The sequence below is a fragment of the Peribacillus sp. NPDC056705 genome (assembly GCF_043656335.1).
On sequence record NZ_JBHTYI010000025.1, the window covers coordinates 14,758 to 30,250 of the forward strand.

Genomic DNA, 15,493 nt, shown 5'->3' on the forward strand with positions numbered 1-15,493 from the left:
ATGAGGAAGGGCGTGGAAGAAAGGCGGGAGGCATTGATCTATAAACTGATGATCCATACTGTAAATAAGAGTGTGGAACAGTTGAAGAAGTTAACTTTAAAAGAATTGGAAACAGAGTATAAAAAGGTTCAAAATGACTGTCATCCCCATAGTGATGCGGGTTCGATACATTGGATCAATGCAAAACGGCATTAGGCCGATGTTCATGATCCATAAAAAATTTCATCATTTTGCTAACGGCTATCTGTGCTGATTCTGCATGATAGTTTGAGCTGTAAGGGTCGCTGAATCCGTGTTTTCCATTGAATTTATGAATTTCGAGATTCTGTATTTCTAAAGCTGAAATTAACTCGTCCACATTAAATGAAGGCTCTTCCAGTGGGAAAAATAGCAATGCAGGGCATTGTGGCGCTAATTCTGCATAATTCCTAATGCGCGAACCGTAGTATCCAACTATTCCATCGACACATTCTTCCTCACTGCACAGCCATGCTACAGTTGCCCCTGCACTGAATCCAAGGATAAAAATCTTTTGGTATTCATCTTTAATATCCGATAATATATCCTTTATTTTATGTAAAGCGCCCGTGAAACCTACGTTCTCCATAAAATGCCGATACGCAGCCTCCTCTTGGGAATAATCAAAAGGCGTCTCCCGTTCTAACAAATCGGGACAAATCACATCTAAACCCTGTTTTGATAATAACTCACAAAAACCCTGCATATGTTGGTTCAGTCCATATATTTCGTGGATGACAATGATGACAGTATCGGAATTTTTCTGAATGTGGAGCATTTTTATCCCTCCTCGTTTTTTAATGGATTATATAGAGTGTTCAGGAAATATACAAGAAGATTTAATACACTAGCGGAACTAACACGCGTGTGACAAAGTTGTAAGATAATGGATCGAACTGTTAGGAAGAACGATGGAGATTTACTTCCTTTCTCTTTTAATATGAAAGAAAAAGAGGAAGGTTGGGTAAGGAATGGATATTTTTGAGCTGAATATCAATGTATTTAGAATGATCAATGACCTAGGGAAACAATATGATTATTTAAACCCTTCTGCCATTTTCATTGCCGAGTACATGGTTTTTTTCTTAGCATTAGCTGTCATCGTAATATGGTTCACTCGAAATGAACAGAGTAGAATGATGGTTGTTTGTGGGATGATTACATTTGTAATAGCAGAAATGATGGGGAAGATGGCAGGGAAATTGCATTCAAACAATCAGCCATTTGCTGAATTGACCAATGTTAATAAGCTGATTGAAAAGGCAGTGGATAATTCATTTCCAAGCGATCACACCATCTTGTTTTTCTCGTTTTGTATATCCTTTTGGCTTTTCAAAAGAGGATGGTGGCTGTTATGGATCATGCTGGCTTTCCTTGTTGGCATTTCCCGTATTTGGGTAGGTGTCCACTTTCCGGCGGATGTGCTGGCCGGAGCTATCCTGAGCACCATTTCAGGATTGGCGGTTTACATTGTTGTTCCTAAAATAAGCTTGATTCATAAATTATTAGGGGGCTATGAGAGGTGTGAACAAATGATTCTATCCCCGTTGACAAAATCGAAGGAAAAAAGATCAAAGGATTTGTAGGCGGAATCAAGAAACAGGGTTGCTCAGGCAGCCTTTTTTTGTTGAACGGAGTGCAGTGTGATAAATACAAAAATATCCACATCATGTTGTTGGATGGTAAAATAAAGGGAAAACAATCCATTGCAATGGGGGACTTAATATTGATTGATATCCAGGAAATCAAAGATATTATCAGGCATCGCTATCCATTTCTTTTAGTTGATAGAGTACTGGAATTGGAAGAAGGAAAGAGAGCGGCGGCCATTAAAAATGTTTCAGCAAATGAAGAGTTTTTTACTGGCCATTTTCCAAATTATCCAGTGATGCCAGGCGTATTGATCGTGGAGGCATTAGCGCAGGTTAGTGCTGTTGTCATGCTTACAAAAGAAGAAAATAAAGGGCGGATCGGGCTTTTGGCTGGAATCGATGGATGTCGTTTTAGAAAGCAAGTAAGGCCAGGGGACCAGTTACGTTTAGAAGTAGAGATTACTCGCTTGAAAGGTCCCATTGGTAAAGGAAAAGGAAGGGCTACTGTCGATGGAGAAATTGTATGCGAGACAGAGCTCATATTTGCTTTTGGTGATTGATCTATCATGTGCAATAACGGGGGAATGATGGTGATGCCGATAAAAAAAGCCTACGGGTATGTGACAAGAATCAATAAGGGAGTAACACAGGTATTGGTTTTTCAACATCCCATTAAGGAAGCGGGTATACAGATACCCAAGGGAACAGTGAGGCCTCAAGAAGATGCTTGCCAGGCGGTGATTAGGGAAATGAAAGAAGAAACAGGTCTGGAAAATTTTCATGTGCAGATGTTTATTGCAGAAGATTTTTGGGAGAACGCAGATGGTGCCATACATAACAGATATTTTTATCAAATACGTGTATATGATGTTCCTGATGAATGGGACCATCAGCCAACGGGTGGAGGAGATGAAGAGGGGCTGACATTTCATTTCTTCTGGATTTCATCCGAACATGAAGTGCAACTTATTAAAGGGCATGGAGATTATTTAAACCTGATATTTCCGTAACCATTAAGTAGGCAGCAGTTTATCACAACCGGCCAAGGTCATTATTGATCTTGGCCGGCTGTTTTATGATCAGGTTTGTTTTTCGGTAATGAAAGTTTTTACGCTTGGCGGTTCATATGTATTAAATTGATCAAGAAGTCCATTTGGTTCAACATCTACCAGCGCCATGGAACGGAATTTTTCATGCAGGAACTGTTCGTCGGACATATGATTGAATAAAGCGACCAAAGGATCATAATAGTGGTTGATATTTAAGAGTCCGCAAGGTTTTTGATGAAGACCGAGCTGAGCCCAAGTGAAAATCTCAAAGAATTCTTCCAATGTTCCTGGCCCGCCTGGCAAAGCCATGAACCCATCTGCAAGCTCAGCCATTTTTGCTTTTCTTTCATGCATGGACTCCACCACGATCAATTCAGTTAAGTTCTTATGCGCTATTTCCTTTTTTTCTAGAAAATCTGGCATGACGCCAACTACTTTTCCGCCTGCTTCCAGAACGGAATCTGCAACTGCGCCCATGATCCCTACACTTGAGCCTCCATAGACCAGGGTAATATTACGTTTTGCCAGTTCCGCACCCAGTTTTTTAGCCTCATCTACATAGACAGCAGATGCACCTTTGCTTGATCCACAAAATACAGCTAGACTTTTCAAAATATCACATCTCCCCTTTAGTAATCTTCCTTTCTTATCATACAAAATTCAGGAAGATTTGTTAAACTTGAATTAATCTAACTGAAAGGCGGATGAATATGAACGTCACTGAATTTCAACAATGGGTAAAAGATTATTATGAAGCACGAGGATGGTCAGAATTGGACATTTTCATTCGCATCGGCTTTTTGGCAGAAGAAACTGGCGAGGTGGCACGAGCCATTCGCTCCCTTGAAATTGGCAGGGATAGACCTGATGAGGTTAATGGTTCGTATGAAGAAAACAAACAGGAGTTAACCGAAGAATTGGGAGATGTGCTAGGAAACTTGATTGTGATTGCGAACAAGTACAATATCCCATTGGAAGAAGTGTTCAATGCCCATAAAAAGAAACTATCTGAACGCTATCATCATGCATAAGAACCTTTGATTCAATGGATTAACATGAAAATCATCCTGTTTTAAACTTGAAGAGCTGTGACTAACAGCTTTTTTTATGGGTAAATGATAGTTCGTATTACCTGTTTGATTCCTCGAAAATAAAAAAATCCAGACTTTAATCCCCCTTTGTTAACAAATAATTCACAAAATCTGGGTAGTATGCGCGATTGAGATGGGATTTTATTGGGTATACACTTACACTGAAAGGAATGAACATTCATTCCGCATCTTGAAAAAAAGGGGTGAATCATTATGATCACTGCAGTAAATAAACGAGACAGTATAGTATCCAGCGCTTTAGAGCTATTCGCAGAACGGGGATATGATGCGACGACGATTCCGATGATTGCTACATCGGCTGGAGTTGGAGCGGGTACCATTTATCGTTATTTCGAGAATAAGGAAGTGCTGGGCAACAAGATTTTTCAAGAGTACTTGGATATTTTTACTGAAACGGTCAAGAATGGATTTCCTCATGATGATTCAATTCGCAATCAGTTTCACCATATTTTTAAATCAATGGTTCACTTTACAACCGAGCAGGAGCAAGCAATTTATTTTATTAAAATCCATAGTGGAGCCCATTTTTTAAATGAAGATAGTCATGCTAGCTTTCAAGGGTTATTGGATATATTTAGAAATTTCTTTGAATCAGGAAAAGAGAAAAAAGAAATAAAGGAGCTTCCTTCATCCGCTTTGATTGCCATCATTTATGGAGCTTTTCTTGAACTTGAGCGACTTGTTCGCATCGGGGAGTTAGATCCTGACCCAAAACTTTTGGCAGATGTGGAGGAAAGCTTCTGGGATGCAGTCCGATTGCATTATTGGTAAATTTTAACACGTAAACAGAATGAACGTTCATTCCGCATTCTAAACTATTGTAAAGAGGTGCTAATAAAATGGAAAACACAACTCAGTTTCCACAGCCAAAGACATATGGCCCCCTAGGCAGCCTGCCTATCATTGATAAGGATAAGCCGCTTCAGTCCTTCATGAAGCTGGCACGAGAACTTGGGCCGGTTTTTCAGTTTCAATTTCCGGGTCGAATCACTACATTCGTATCCAGTGCCGACCTCGCAAAAGAAATTTGTGATGAAACAAGGTTTGATAAGAAAGTCGGTCCAGCCCTGCAAAAAGTGAGAGCATTTGGCGGCGATGGCCTTTTCACAAGTGAAACGGAGGAGCCAAATTGGAAAAAGGCCCATAACATCCTGCTGCCCAGCTTTAGCCAGCAAGCAATGAAGGGATATCATGCCAAAATGGTGGATCTTGCTACCCAACTCATTCAAAAATGGGCACGATTGAATCCGGCTGATGGGATAGATGTTCCTGAAGATATGACACGATTGACCTTGGATACGATTGGACTCTGCGGGTTCAATTACCGTTTTAACAGCTTTTATCGGGAGACCACCCATCCATTTGTCACCAGTATGGTGCGTGCGTTGGATGAAGCGATGAGCCAAACGCAGCGGCTTGGCATCCAAGATAAACTGATGATCAAATCTAAAAAACAATTCAGGGAAGACATTCAATATATGGTCTCTCTAGTGGATGAATTGATTGCTGACCGAAAACAAAATGGTGATCAGGGAGAAGATGACCTTCTTTCCCATATGTTGAAAGGAGTCGATCCCGAAACGGGCCTATCACTGGATGATGAAAATATTCGCTTTCAAATCATTACCTTTTTAATAGCTGGGCATGAAACGACGAGCGGTCTCCTATCGTTCGCCATCTATTTCCTCATGAATAACAGAGATAAGTTAAAAAAAGCGCAGCAGGAAGTCGATGAAGTGCTAAGTGATGATGTTCCTGATTACAAACAAGTGAAAAAGCTGAAATATGTAAGGATGGTGCTGAATGAAACGCTTCGTCTGTGGCCGACAGCTCCGGCGTTTTCCGTTTATGCGAAAGAAGATACCATGCTGGGTGGAAAATATAATGTGAAGAAAGGCGATGTGTTCTCGCTGCTCATTCCCGAACTACACCGTGATCCATCCGTTTGGGGTAATGATGTTGAATCGTTCATTCCAGAGCGGTTCGAGGATTTGGATTCCATCCCTTATCATGCTTATAAACCGTTTGGAAACGGGCAGCGTGCCTGTATCGGACAGCAGTTTGCCCTTCATGAAGCGACACTGATGCTTGGTATGGTTTTACAGCACTTTGACTTGATCGATCATGAAGGATATCAATTGGATGTTAAAGAAACTTTGACTCTCAAACCGGACGGATTGACCATGCGCGTTTCACCGAGGAAGCCGGCGATGTCATTTACCGCTGCTCCTCCAGAATCAAAGCCAGTGGACAAAAAAGCCACGGTATCTTCAAGCGAATCAGCACATGGGACACCATTACTCGTCCTGTTTGGGTCAAATATGGGAACAGCGGAAGGGATTGCTCGTGACCTTGCCGAAACAGGGAAGCGACAAGGCTTCAAAGCCAAGGTTGCCCCTTTAAATGATTACACCGATCGGCTTCCTCAAGAAGGAGCTGTTCTTATAGTCACGGCATCTTATAATGGAAATCCACCGGATAATGCAGGTGACTTCGTTTCATGGCTGAAGGAAAGCAAGGGTAACACATTGGATGGTGTTCAATATGCGATCTTCGGCTGCGGGGACCGCAATTGGGCCAATACGTACCAACGCATTCCAATCGTCATTGATGAGCAACTGGAACAAAAAGGAGCAGTGCGGCTGTCGGAAACAGGCTATGGAGATGCAAGCGATGACTTTGAAGGAGATTACGAGAAATGGACAGAAGCCCTTTGGCAGAATCTTGCCAAAACCCTGAACATTGAAGTGAATAGGAATGATCGGGCAGTCAGCTCGATTACGATGAACTTCGTAAGTGATGTGAGCGGCACACCACTTGCCCGCACCCATCATGCTTTTACTTCCATCGTAAAAAGGAATGTAGAATTACAACATGAAGATAGCGGAAGAAGTACACGGCATATAGAATTAACTCTGCCAGAGGGAATACATTATCAGGAAGGCGATCATCTCGGGGTACTTCCGCAAAATCCATCGGAACTTGTCGAGCGAGTGCTCAGTCGATTTAATCTGAACGGTCAAGATTACGTGAATCTGACTGGGGATTCCGGAAAAGCTGCCCATCTTCCTACAGGAAAACCGGTAAAACTAGAAGAATTACTATCAAACCATGTGGAGTTCCAAGAACCCGCCACCCGGTCTCAAATTCGGGCGCTTGCCGCTCATACGGTATGTCCTCCGCATGTAAAAGAACTTGAAGATCTACTTTTGGACAGTACCTATAAACAAGAAATCCTGAACAAGCGCATAACCATGCTTGACCTTATAGAAAAGTATCCTGCATGTGAAATCCCATTTGAACGTTTCCTGGCTTTACTGCCACCTTTAAAAGCAAGATACTATTCTATCTCAAGCTCACCACTCCACAAAGAAGGAGAAGCAAGCATCACCGTCAGCGTCGTCCGTGGAGAAGCTTTGAGCGGAAACGGGGAATACAAAGGAATTGCATCGAATTATTTGGCTAATCGCTCCCAAGGAGACAAAATGGCCTGCTTTATCAATACGCCGCAATCCAACTTCCAACTTCCAGAGAAAACAGGAGAACCAATCATCATGATTGGACCTGGGACAGGAATTGCACCATTCAGGGGATTCATACAGGCACGCCGCGCTTTGAAAGAAAAAGGTGAAACTTTAGGGGCTGCTCACCTTTACTTTGGATGCCGTAATCCGGAACACGATTTCCTCTATCAAGAAGAACTCGTGCAAGCCGAACAAGAAGGCCTTGTAACACTGCACACCGCTTACTCCAGATGTCCCGGTCAAGAAAAAACATACGTCCAGAACCGATTAGCGGAAAACGCCCATGAAATCCTTCCTTTATTAAAAGAAGGCGGGCACCTATACATCTGCGGAGACGGAAGCAAAATGGCACCCGATGTTGAACGAACACTAATCGAAAGCTATATGCATTTCTATCAAACATCGAAAGAAGAAGCCACAATATGGCTGCAATCATTAGAGGAAAATGGCAGATATGCCAAAGATGTTTGGGCAGGAGCATAAATAGGAGGTGCAGCGATTCTTAAGGGAATCGCTGCTTTCTTTATGCATGAAATGATAAAAATGCGAATTCACGAGTAAATAGCGTAGATTCACGAGTAAACAGCGTGAACTCACGAGTAAACAGTGTGAATTCACGAGTAAACAGCGAATTCACGAGTAAACAGTGCGAATTCACGAGTAAACAGCGTGAATTCACGAGTAAATAGTGCGAATTCACGAGTAAACAGCGTGAATTCACGAGTAAACAGTGTGAATTCACGAGTAAACAGCGAATTCACGAGTAAACAGTGCGAATTCACGAGTAAACAGCGTGAATTCACGAGTAAACAGCGCAAACTCACGAGTAAATAGCGTGAATTCAGGTAATATCGCTCAAATTCACGAATAAATGCGCTAAAAATAGAAGTATTGGAACTAATGGGGAGTGCATTCATACATTAGCGGAGAGCGTTTACGGATTCCATATTCATTGTTAAAATTTGAGAGTGTGTTAATACTTTGGAGGCAGCAGAAGTGAAAAAAGCCAATGTTTTTAGGTAAAGATCTTTCCTATAAAAAGGGGTTAAGTATTTTTTAGCTTCACTCTTATTAACCAGCCTAGCCATGAAGTGCATTAATTAACGATAAAGGGGTCACTTTGAATAATGTTTAAGTATACGGTCTGTTTTGTAAAGAAGAATAATGAACTGCTCATGCTTAACCGGGAGAAAGCTCCTATTATGGGTGTTTGGAACGGGGTGGGGGGCAAAATCGAGAAAGGTGAAACACCTGATATAGGTGCACAGCGTGAGGTATATGAGGAAACGGGCATAGACGTAGGGACCTTTTTTTCTAAAGGAACCGTAACCTGGGAAACTCCAGAAGGTGAATTGGATGGAATATATGTATATTTGTATATTGCGGATACAGATTTACTATATGAAACACCGAAAAAAACGCGGGAAGGCATTCTTGATTGGAAATCCATTGATTGGATATTTCATCCGCTTAATCTCGGAATTGCCGAGATGGTAGCGCAGTATTTGCCGGTTTTATTGAAAAAAGAAGGAATCCATGCATTCACTTACAAAAATGGCCAGACATATATTTCATGAAACCAGCCTTACTTAAAAAGGGATACTGCCTAACTAGTATCCCTTTAAATATGTTACAGGGGTTCTTTTTGAACTGACAGTTGCTTTGCTTCAATAACTAGGTCGTTGCGGACAGGGAAAGGTAGATTCTGTTAAAATGAGTAGTTGAAGAATAGAAAGAATATTCGGTTATCACAAACGGGAGGCTGGAGGAGGAAAAATGAAGATAATAGAACTGCCAATTGAATTTGAATTTAATGGGCAAAAAAATTACATTAATCCTAGTTTAATTATATGGAAGAATGAACTGACCTTGGTCGATACAGGTTATCCTGATTTTTTACCTTTAATTGAATATGAAATTATAAAAAATGGTTATGAAATGAAGAATTTAAAGAATATAATCATTACTCATTATGATATTGATCATATAGGTTCCTTATTTGATTTCAAGGAAAAGTATCCTTCTATTAACATTATAGCCAGTGAAGTTGAATCGAAATTTATTAGTGGTGAAATGAAGTCAGAGAGATTGGTCCAAGCCGAAGGAATGCTGGAAAATATGCCAAATCAAGAAATCGAATTCGGTAAATGGTTTATACAACAATTAAAGAAATTGAAGCATGTTTCAATTGATGAAAAGGTACATGATGGAGATTTGATTTTAGATAACGAATGCAGGGTAGTAGCAACACCAGGGCATACTTCAGGGCATATTTCATTATATTTTCCAAGTATAAAAAGCGTAATATCAGGTGATGCAGCTGTTAAAGAGAATCATGAATTGGGCATCGCCAATCGACAATTCTGTTTAAATGTCGAGGAAGCAGAACAGTCTTTAAGTAAGATTAAAGATCTTAAAGCTGAAAGTTACTATTGTTATCATGGTGGGACATTCACTTTATAGGGTTAAAAAATTTGATTTCCACTTCAGGCACTAGTTTTCCGCGGGCGGTGAGCCTCCTAGGCGTGAACGGCTGTGGGGTCTCACCTGTCCCGCTGCTCCCGCAGGAGTCTCGCACTTCCGCTCCAATCAACCTTAAATCGTTTCGTTTTAAAAACAACAATCTTTACGAAATGAGCCTTTTTAAAAAAACTCGATTTTCCGATTTTTTTCAGTTGAGATACTGTTTTAATATGTCTAATCCTATTCTTAACTCATCAAATGAGTTGGTAGAAGATAGTGCAATACGCAAATGCATATCAGGTGTGGTCTGCCCGCTTTGGAAACGATTGGAATGAAAAACTCGAATGCCGCGCTTTTTCAGATCTGTTTCCAGCTGTAACGCATCGTTATGTCCTTGAATGGGAAGCCAGCGATATAGACTGAGAGGATGTCCAACATCCTTTCTTAAAGGAAAATATTCTGAATAAATATCATTTGCAGTCTTGGCAAGCTGTTTCTTTTGAGAAACAATTTCATGAGCCTTTCCTGATAGGATAAGCTCTGTGATAACCTCTGCATCAAAGGATGAGGTCTTTACATTTATGTTGAAAATGGCCTGGGAAATTTTATCGCGCAAAGCATCCCCATAGACCATATAGGCAACCCTTAGCCCAGAACATATTGACTTAGAGGTGCCGCAAATATAAACGCACTGTTCTGGAAGCAAGTGGTACATCGGCTGCCGGTAATCGGGGATAATCCCTGCCGTCAGAAATGCATGGATATCATCCTCAATCAAAATTAAACGATGCTTGCGAATGACCGCCGCTATTTCTTGCTTTCGAATATCCGACATCATGATTGTGGTTGGATTGTTGCAAGAGGGCATCAGAAAAATGCCGTTAATATTTATTTGACAACACTGCTTTTCAAGTTCGTCTGGCAGCATGCCAAACTGGTCACCGGGAATGGGAACCAACTTAATATGGAACATCTTTGCCAACTCGATGAAGTTCGAATAGGTGTATAAGTCGGTTGCAATTCTATTGCCTGGCTCAAACAAGGCAGCCAAGGCAACTGCCAATGCATTTTGGGCACCGGAAACGATGGCCATATGCTCTTGATCTGCGTGAATGCCGAAAGATTCCATCCAGTTTAGGGCTGCTGTTTTTTGATGTGGAATACCAGTCGGGTCGTTGTAATTCAGCAGCTGCTCCAAATAACTTTTGTTCACGGTTTTTTGAATAGTTTCTGATACAATATCATTGGTTTGCTCAAAAGAAGCCACGAAACCAAGATCAATGCTGTTTGCCGTTTTATCCACGGAAATGGTTATGGAACGAGTGGCGTTGGGAGCCACAAAGGTTCCGCTTCCCGTAACCGCATATATTAATCCCTTTACCTCGCATATTTTGTAGGAACGGGTAATCGTGGTGAAGTTTAAATCAAGAAAATCTGCCAATTCTCGTTGCGGAGGCAACTTCGTTCCAGGTGCTAAAAAACCATTTGTTATATCTTGTTCAAGTAATGATGCAAGGGATTTATAAAAAGGACGCTTTAATGCTTTCTTATCAGGTTTCCAGGACATTGGATAATTGTCAAATGAATTTACTGGCATGCTTCACCTCTACGATCTTATTCCATACAATCATATCATTTTTTGTATGGAATTCTAATCATGAAACGGGATGAGATATATAAGGATATCTATCAATACCCCCATTTTAATGAAATGGGGGTATTTTATTTTAATTGTAATCCATACAATTAACTTGTTTTTTGTACGGATTTTGTATGTTACGTTTAAATAAATTTAGCCATCAGGATGTGATTTATATGAAAAAAAGAACTCAAATGCTACCTGCATTTCGTGCAGCTTTTCCGTACACAATGCCCATTTTTGCAGGCTTTTTATTTTTAGGCATCGCTTATGGGATCTTTATGAATTCATTAGGTTTCAGTGCGATTTACCCGATATTGATGAGTCTGACAATATTTGCAGGATCAATGGAGTTTGTTGCAGCCAATTTATTGCTTGTCGCATTCAATCCGATTAACGCCCTTTTCCTAACATTAATGGTGAATGCACGGCATTTGTTTTATGGCATTTCCATGCTGGATAAGTACAGGGGGACCGGGAAGAAAAAGCTGTATCTGATTTTTGGGCTTTGCGATGAGTCTTTTTCCATCAATTGTACCGTTGATGTTCCGAAGGATGTAGACAAGGGCTTGTTCATGTTCTTCGTGACACTGCTCAATCATTCCTACTGGGTGATGGGAGCGACGATTGGCGGCATTTTTGGATCCCTTGTCAAGTTCAACACAGAAGGACTCGATTTTGTTATGACGGCCCTCTTTGTAGTCATTTTCATTGAACAGTGGATGAAAGAGAAAAACCATCATAGTGCTCTCGCAGGGCTTGGACTGTCAGCGGTCTGTCTTATTATTTTTGGCGGAAGCAATTTCATCATCCCTGCCATGTTTTCAATTTTGGGGGTACTCACCCTACTTAGAAAGCCATTAGAGAAAGTAGAGGTCAAGGCCGTATGACAATGGATTTAACACAGCAAATCATTACAATAGCAATGGTTGTTCTAGGCACGATGCTTACAAGGTTTCTTCCATTCATCGTTTTTCCATCGGGTAAACCCACCCCGAAGTATGTACAGTATCTCGGTAAAATACTGCCATCCGCGGTAATTGGGCTTTTGGTCATTTATTGTTTAAAGGATGTGAGCTTACAATCCGGAAGTCATGGCCTCCCTGAATTTATGGCGATAGCGGTAGTTGCCCTGCTTCACATTTGGAAGAAAATGATGCTCCTTTCCATAGCGGGGGGAACGATTGTCTACATGATGTTGGTTCAATTGGTTTTTTAAATGATAATAATCAGCACATCAAACACCGTCACAACACTCCCGTTTATTGAATCAGCTAAACCCGGAGACAAGATGGTGTTCGTGCAACGGAAATGACAGGATTTTATCGAATAGACGATGGAGGCAGTGTCATACCGTAAGGATCATTATTTTATTGCAATAGTTATTGTTCAGAGCTGTCCTCAAGACAGCTTTTTTTTATGGAGCTAAAGGGGACTGTTTGACCTTTGTTCAACAATTGGGCTTTAGTAAAGGAATTTTCAATAATAGAACGTCTTGGAATTAGTTATGGTAAACTAATGGTAACCTTGCAAAAAAAGGTATTGTAGCGAATCATTTACATCGCTTTTGTTTTTCGGGAAAATAAAGGTACAATTAATACTTATTTAGCTTATGGATTTTAGACTATAAAAGATAATGAGGTAGGAATAAATGATTGCTAAAACAGAAGAAGATTTTAACGGTTTGAAGGAAATTGGCAAAATTGTTGCCTCGATTAGAGATGAATTGGTACGAAGAACAATTCCAGGGATTACGACCAAGGAACTAGATGATGTAGCCGGAGAACTTTTGGAAAAAGCGGGTGCAGTTTCAGCTCCGAAAGGTGAATATGATTTTCCTGGCTATACTTGCATTAGTACTAATGAAGAAGTGGCACATGGTATTCCAGGTCATCGGGTTATCCATGAAGGCGATCTAGTGAATATAGATGTATCTGCTTCAAAAAACGGTTATTTCGCAGATACAGGAATCTCATTTGTAGTAGGGGAAGGAGAAGAAGTATTAACGAAATTATGCGACGTTGCCAAAAAGGCATTTGAAGCAGGTCTTAAGAAAGCGAAACCCGGTGCCAAAAAAAGCAGAATCGGAAAAGCGGTATTCGAAACAGCGAGACAGCATGGATTCACCGTTATCAAAAACCTTACAGGACATGGTGTTGGACGTGGAATACACGAAGCGCCTGACCATATTTGTAATTATAATGATCCATGGGATAATGAACTATTAAAGGAAGGGATGGTTATCGCATTCGAACCATTTATCTCAACCTTTGAAGAAGAAGTATTCCAAAAAGAAGACGGTTGGACCTATGCTACGGAAAAAAGCTATGTAGCTCAATTGGAACATACGATTATCCTTACTAAAAATGGTCCGATCATTGTCACACTTTAATTCAATTTTCGATCGGTGAACCAACACTTGAATAAGGGAGTTGCTTTAGCAACTCTTTTTCTTATGGAGTTAAAGGGGCAAGCTAGCATTCCTGCGGTCTACAGTACAGTTTTTGAAAATTCGAACGTTGATTGGAACATAGGGCACGCGCTTTTCCCGCAGGAGTCCCGAACCTTCCGTTCCAATCAACTTTGTTTTAACAGTTAGATAGAATCCTTTTGCCTACAGTCTTTTTTGTTTGATGGCCACGTACATTACTTCTGTTTCCCTAACGCTGCTTTCAACCCTTTTTGATAATATTGCTTCATCATTTCTTCAGGAACCATGCTTCCGCCAGTCCCCCAAATAATATGTGTACCATTGCTCATCTTTTCCGTTAAATGATGCTTCTGTAAATAATCGATGCCCTCTTTACATAATTTACTTGGTCCTATCATGCCTGCTAGTGCGGAAGGTTCTAAATGGATCCCCTCTGTATCGACCAGTTCTTTTAGCAACTTATACAACTGTTCATCACTGACCGTATAATCGCCGCTTAAAAAGGGTTCCATCGTTTTACCGACAAACCCGGATGGCTTTCCAACAGCAAGTCCATCCGCGTCTGTCACATTATCGATGCCAACATCTTGTACTGAAACTTTATCATGTAGTCCAGTCATTAAACCGAGTAGCATGCATGGCGAGTGGGTAGGTTCTGCAAAGAAACAATGAATATGGTCTTGATACAATAATTTCAAACCAAAAGCTACGCCTCCAGGACCACCGCCCACTCCGCATGGAAGGTAAACAAACAAAGGATGGTTTTCATCTACAATTATCTCTAACTCTTCCAATTGCTTTTGCAAACGGGATGCAGCCACTGCGTATCCTAAAAATAGGTCGTGGGAATTTTCATCATCCACAAAATAACATGTTGGGTCACTATCCGCTTGGATACGGCCTTCCTCTACAGCTTTACTATAATCAGCTTCATATTCAATGACATTGACATTTTTGCTCCTAAGCAAATCTTTTTTCCACTGCTTTGCATCAGCTGACATATGAACGGAAACATTAAAACCTAACTTTGCACTGATGATGCCAATACTAAGTCCTAAATTTCCAGTCGAGCCTACTGCGATTGAATACTTTGAGAAAAGGGTTCGGAACCTATCACTATCCAAAATCGAATAATCATCTTCCAGTGTTAACAATTGATGTTGGAAGGCTAATTCTTCCGCATGTTTGAGAATTTCATAGATCCCGCCTCTTGCTTTAATGGATCCTGATATAGGAAGGTGACTATCACACTTTAGTAATAATTCTCCTAATATAGGTTGTTGATAATCCTGTTCCAAAGACTGCTTCATGGCAGAAATTCTCACTAAAGGAGATTCTATGATTCCGTTCGTTCCTTTTGTCTCAGGGAAAACCTTGGCGATATATGGAGCAAAACGTTTCAACCTTTCCTCTGCATCTCTTACATCTTCTTGCGTAAGGGGGGATTTTTTAATTCCGGTTTGAAATTTTTCGACATTTGGGTTGAGCCAAAATACTTCATCCATCGATATGAGCTTCTTTAATAAAGGATATTTGTCTTTCCATGATTGTAATTCTTTACTTTCAATCTCTTTCATTTGTTTGATCCTCCTCATTTTCTTGTAACAGGTCACTTTGTAAACTATAATTGAATAAAATTTAATACAGTTTAACACACAATCACCT

The 15,493-nt window shown here is 40.6% G+C and carries 16 protein-coding genes; 12 read left to right on the forward strand and 4 right to left on the reverse strand.

Going from position 1 to position 15,493, the window contains the following annotated elements:
- Window positions 1–195, forward strand: coding sequence for a Fur-regulated basic protein FbpA (locus ACFRAK_RS21340; protein ID WP_387603602.1), 195 nt, complete (start codon window positions 1–3; stop codon window positions 193–195).
- Here the strand turns inward: ACFRAK_RS21340 and ACFRAK_RS21345 are convergent.
- Window positions 176–796: a dienelactone hydrolase family protein gene (locus ACFRAK_RS21345; RefSeq protein ID WP_387603605.1), complete on the reverse strand. Its 621-nt coding sequence runs from the start codon at window positions 794–796 to the stop codon at window positions 176–178. The genes ACFRAK_RS21340 and ACFRAK_RS21345 overlap by 20 nt on opposite strands.
- 193 nt (window positions 797–989) lie before the next feature.
- Here ACFRAK_RS21345 and ACFRAK_RS21350 point away from each other — a divergent pair, with 193 nt between their 5' ends.
- The 3 genes from ACFRAK_RS21350 to ACFRAK_RS21360 all read left to right on the forward strand — a co-directional run bounded on the left by ACFRAK_RS21350 (window position 990) and on the right by ACFRAK_RS21360 (window position 2,620).
- Entirely contained in the window at window positions 990–1,604 is a 615-nt protein-coding gene (locus ACFRAK_RS21350; protein ID WP_387603608.1) for an undecaprenyl-diphosphatase, read from the forward strand.
- A 140-nt stretch (window positions 1,605–1,744) separates the two neighbouring features.
- Window positions 1,745–2,170, forward strand: coding sequence for a 3-hydroxyacyl-ACP dehydratase FabZ (fabZ, locus tag ACFRAK_RS21355; RefSeq protein ID WP_387706380.1), 426 nt, complete (start codon window positions 1,745–1,747; stop codon window positions 2,168–2,170).
- A gap of 33 nt (window positions 2,171–2,203) precedes the next feature.
- The gene (locus ACFRAK_RS21360) at window positions 2,204–2,620 is read left to right on the forward strand and encodes an NUDIX hydrolase (RefSeq protein ID WP_387603611.1); all 417 of its coding nucleotides are present in this window, start codon (window positions 2,204–2,206) and stop codon (window positions 2,618–2,620) included.
- A 69-nt stretch (window positions 2,621–2,689) separates the two neighbouring features.
- On the opposite strand, the gene ACFRAK_RS21365 is transcribed toward ACFRAK_RS21360, so the two are convergent.
- Window positions 2,690–3,271, reverse strand: coding sequence for an LOG family protein (locus ACFRAK_RS21365; protein WP_192206446.1), 582 nt, complete (start codon window positions 3,269–3,271; stop codon window positions 2,690–2,692).
- 98 nt (window positions 3,272–3,369) lie between these two features.
- On the opposite strand from ACFRAK_RS21365, the gene ACFRAK_RS21370 reads away from it, so the two are divergent.
- The 5 genes from ACFRAK_RS21370 to ACFRAK_RS21390 all read left to right on the forward strand — a co-directional run bounded on the left by ACFRAK_RS21370 (window position 3,370) and on the right by ACFRAK_RS21390 (window position 9,758).
- Window positions 3,370–3,690, forward strand: a complete 321-nt coding sequence (locus tag ACFRAK_RS21370; protein WP_387706360.1) for a MazG nucleotide pyrophosphohydrolase domain-containing protein — start codon at window positions 3,370–3,372, stop codon at window positions 3,688–3,690.
- A 273-nt stretch (window positions 3,691–3,963) separates the two neighbouring features.
- Window positions 3,964–4,542 carry a TetR/AcrR family transcriptional regulator gene (locus ACFRAK_RS21375; RefSeq protein WP_387603615.1) on the forward strand — a complete coding sequence of 193 codons (579 nt, stop codon included), beginning with the start codon at window positions 3,964–3,966 and terminating at the stop codon, window positions 4,540–4,542.
- Between the two features lie 68 nt (window positions 4,543–4,610).
- Window positions 4,611–7,778: a bifunctional cytochrome P450/NADPH--P450 reductase gene (locus ACFRAK_RS21380; RefSeq protein WP_394572462.1), complete on the forward strand. Its 3,168-nt coding sequence runs from the start codon at window positions 4,611–4,613 to the stop codon at window positions 7,776–7,778.
- Window positions 7,779–8,422: 644 nt separating this feature from the next.
- Window positions 8,423–8,872, forward strand: coding sequence for an NUDIX hydrolase (locus ACFRAK_RS21385; protein ID WP_394572463.1), 450 nt, complete (start codon window positions 8,423–8,425; stop codon window positions 8,870–8,872).
- 199 nt (window positions 8,873–9,071) lie between these two features.
- Window positions 9,072–9,758: an MBL fold metallo-hydrolase gene (locus tag ACFRAK_RS21390; protein ID WP_394572464.1), complete on the forward strand. Its 687-nt coding sequence runs from the start codon at window positions 9,072–9,074 to the stop codon at window positions 9,756–9,758.
- Window positions 9,759–9,966: 208 nt separating this feature from the next.
- Here the strand turns inward: ACFRAK_RS21390 and ACFRAK_RS21395 are convergent, their stop codons facing one another.
- A complete protein-coding gene (locus tag ACFRAK_RS21395) occupies window positions 9,967–11,355 on the reverse strand; it encodes an aminotransferase-like domain-containing protein (protein ID WP_192206432.1) in 1,389 nt (462 codons plus the stop codon).
- Window positions 11,356–11,531: 176 nt separating this feature from the next.
- On the opposite strand from ACFRAK_RS21395, the gene azlC reads away from it, so the two are divergent.
- The 3 genes from azlC to map all read left to right on the forward strand — a co-directional run bounded on the left by azlC (window position 11,532) and on the right by map (window position 13,789).
- On the forward strand, window positions 11,532–12,287 hold the full coding sequence (gene azlC / locus ACFRAK_RS21400; RefSeq protein WP_387603627.1) for an azaleucine resistance protein AzlC: 756 nt from the start codon (window positions 11,532–11,534) through the stop codon (window positions 12,285–12,287).
- Window positions 12,284–12,616, forward strand: coding sequence for a branched-chain amino acid transporter permease (locus tag ACFRAK_RS21405; RefSeq protein WP_192206430.1), 333 nt, complete (start codon window positions 12,284–12,286; stop codon window positions 12,614–12,616). Before azlC ends, ACFRAK_RS21405 begins: the two co-directional genes overlap by 4 nt.
- A 432-nt stretch (window positions 12,617–13,048) precedes the next feature.
- On the forward strand, window positions 13,049–13,789 hold the full coding sequence (map, locus tag ACFRAK_RS21410; RefSeq protein ID WP_387603630.1) for a type I methionyl aminopeptidase: 741 nt from the start codon (window positions 13,049–13,051) through the stop codon (window positions 13,787–13,789).
- 254 nt (window positions 13,790–14,043) lie between these two features.
- On the opposite strand, the gene ACFRAK_RS21415 is transcribed toward map, so the two are convergent.
- Complete coding sequence (locus tag ACFRAK_RS21415) at window positions 14,044–15,405, reverse strand: D-serine ammonia-lyase (protein ID WP_394572465.1); 1,362 nt, start codon at window positions 15,403–15,405, stop codon at window positions 14,044–14,046.
- Window positions 15,406–15,493 lie beyond the last annotated feature (88 nt).

Bases quoted from the DNA above. Each gene is read 5' to 3' on its own strand.
- ACFRAK_RS21345 (WP_387603605.1), bottom strand. From the start codon at position 796: ATGCTCCACATTCAGAAAAATTCCGATACTGTCATCATTGTCATCCAC.
- ACFRAK_RS21405 (WP_192206430.1), top strand. From the start codon at position 12,284: ATGACAATGGATTTAACACAGCAAATCATTACAATAGCAATGGTTGTT.
- ACFRAK_RS21350 (WP_387603608.1), top strand. From the start codon at position 990: ATGGATATTTTTGAGCTGAATATCAATGTATTTAGAATGATCAATGAC.
- ACFRAK_RS21395 (WP_192206432.1), bottom strand. From the start codon at position 11,355: ATGCCAGTAAATTCATTTGACAATTATCCAATGTCCTGGAAACCTGAT.
- ACFRAK_RS21370 (WP_387706360.1), top strand. From the start codon at position 3,370: ATGAACGTCACTGAATTTCAACAATGGGTAAAAGATTATTATGAAGCA.
- ACFRAK_RS21375 (WP_387603615.1), top strand. From the start codon at position 3,964: ATGATCACTGCAGTAAATAAACGAGACAGTATAGTATCCAGCGCTTTA.
- ACFRAK_RS21340 (WP_387603602.1), top strand. From the start codon at position 1: ATGAGGAAGGGCGTGGAAGAAAGGCGGGAGGCATTGATCTATAAACTG.
- ACFRAK_RS21360 (WP_387603611.1), top strand. From the start codon at position 2,204: ATGCCGATAAAAAAAGCCTACGGGTATGTGACAAGAATCAATAAGGGA.
- map (WP_387603630.1), top strand. From the start codon at position 13,049: ATGATTGCTAAAACAGAAGAAGATTTTAACGGTTTGAAGGAAATTGGC.
- ACFRAK_RS21390 (WP_394572464.1), top strand. From the start codon at position 9,072: ATGAAGATAATAGAACTGCCAATTGAATTTGAATTTAATGGGCAAAAA.
- ACFRAK_RS21415 (WP_394572465.1), bottom strand. From the start codon at position 15,405: ATGAAAGAGATTGAAAGTAAAGAATTACAATCATGGAAAGACAAATAT.
- ACFRAK_RS21380 (WP_394572462.1), top strand. From the start codon at position 4,611: ATGGAAAACACAACTCAGTTTCCACAGCCAAAGACATATGGCCCCCTA.
- ACFRAK_RS21385 (WP_394572463.1), top strand. From the start codon at position 8,423: ATGTTTAAGTATACGGTCTGTTTTGTAAAGAAGAATAATGAACTGCTC.
- azlC (WP_387603627.1), top strand. From the start codon at position 11,532: ATGTTACGTTTAAATAAATTTAGCCATCAGGATGTGATTTATATGAAA.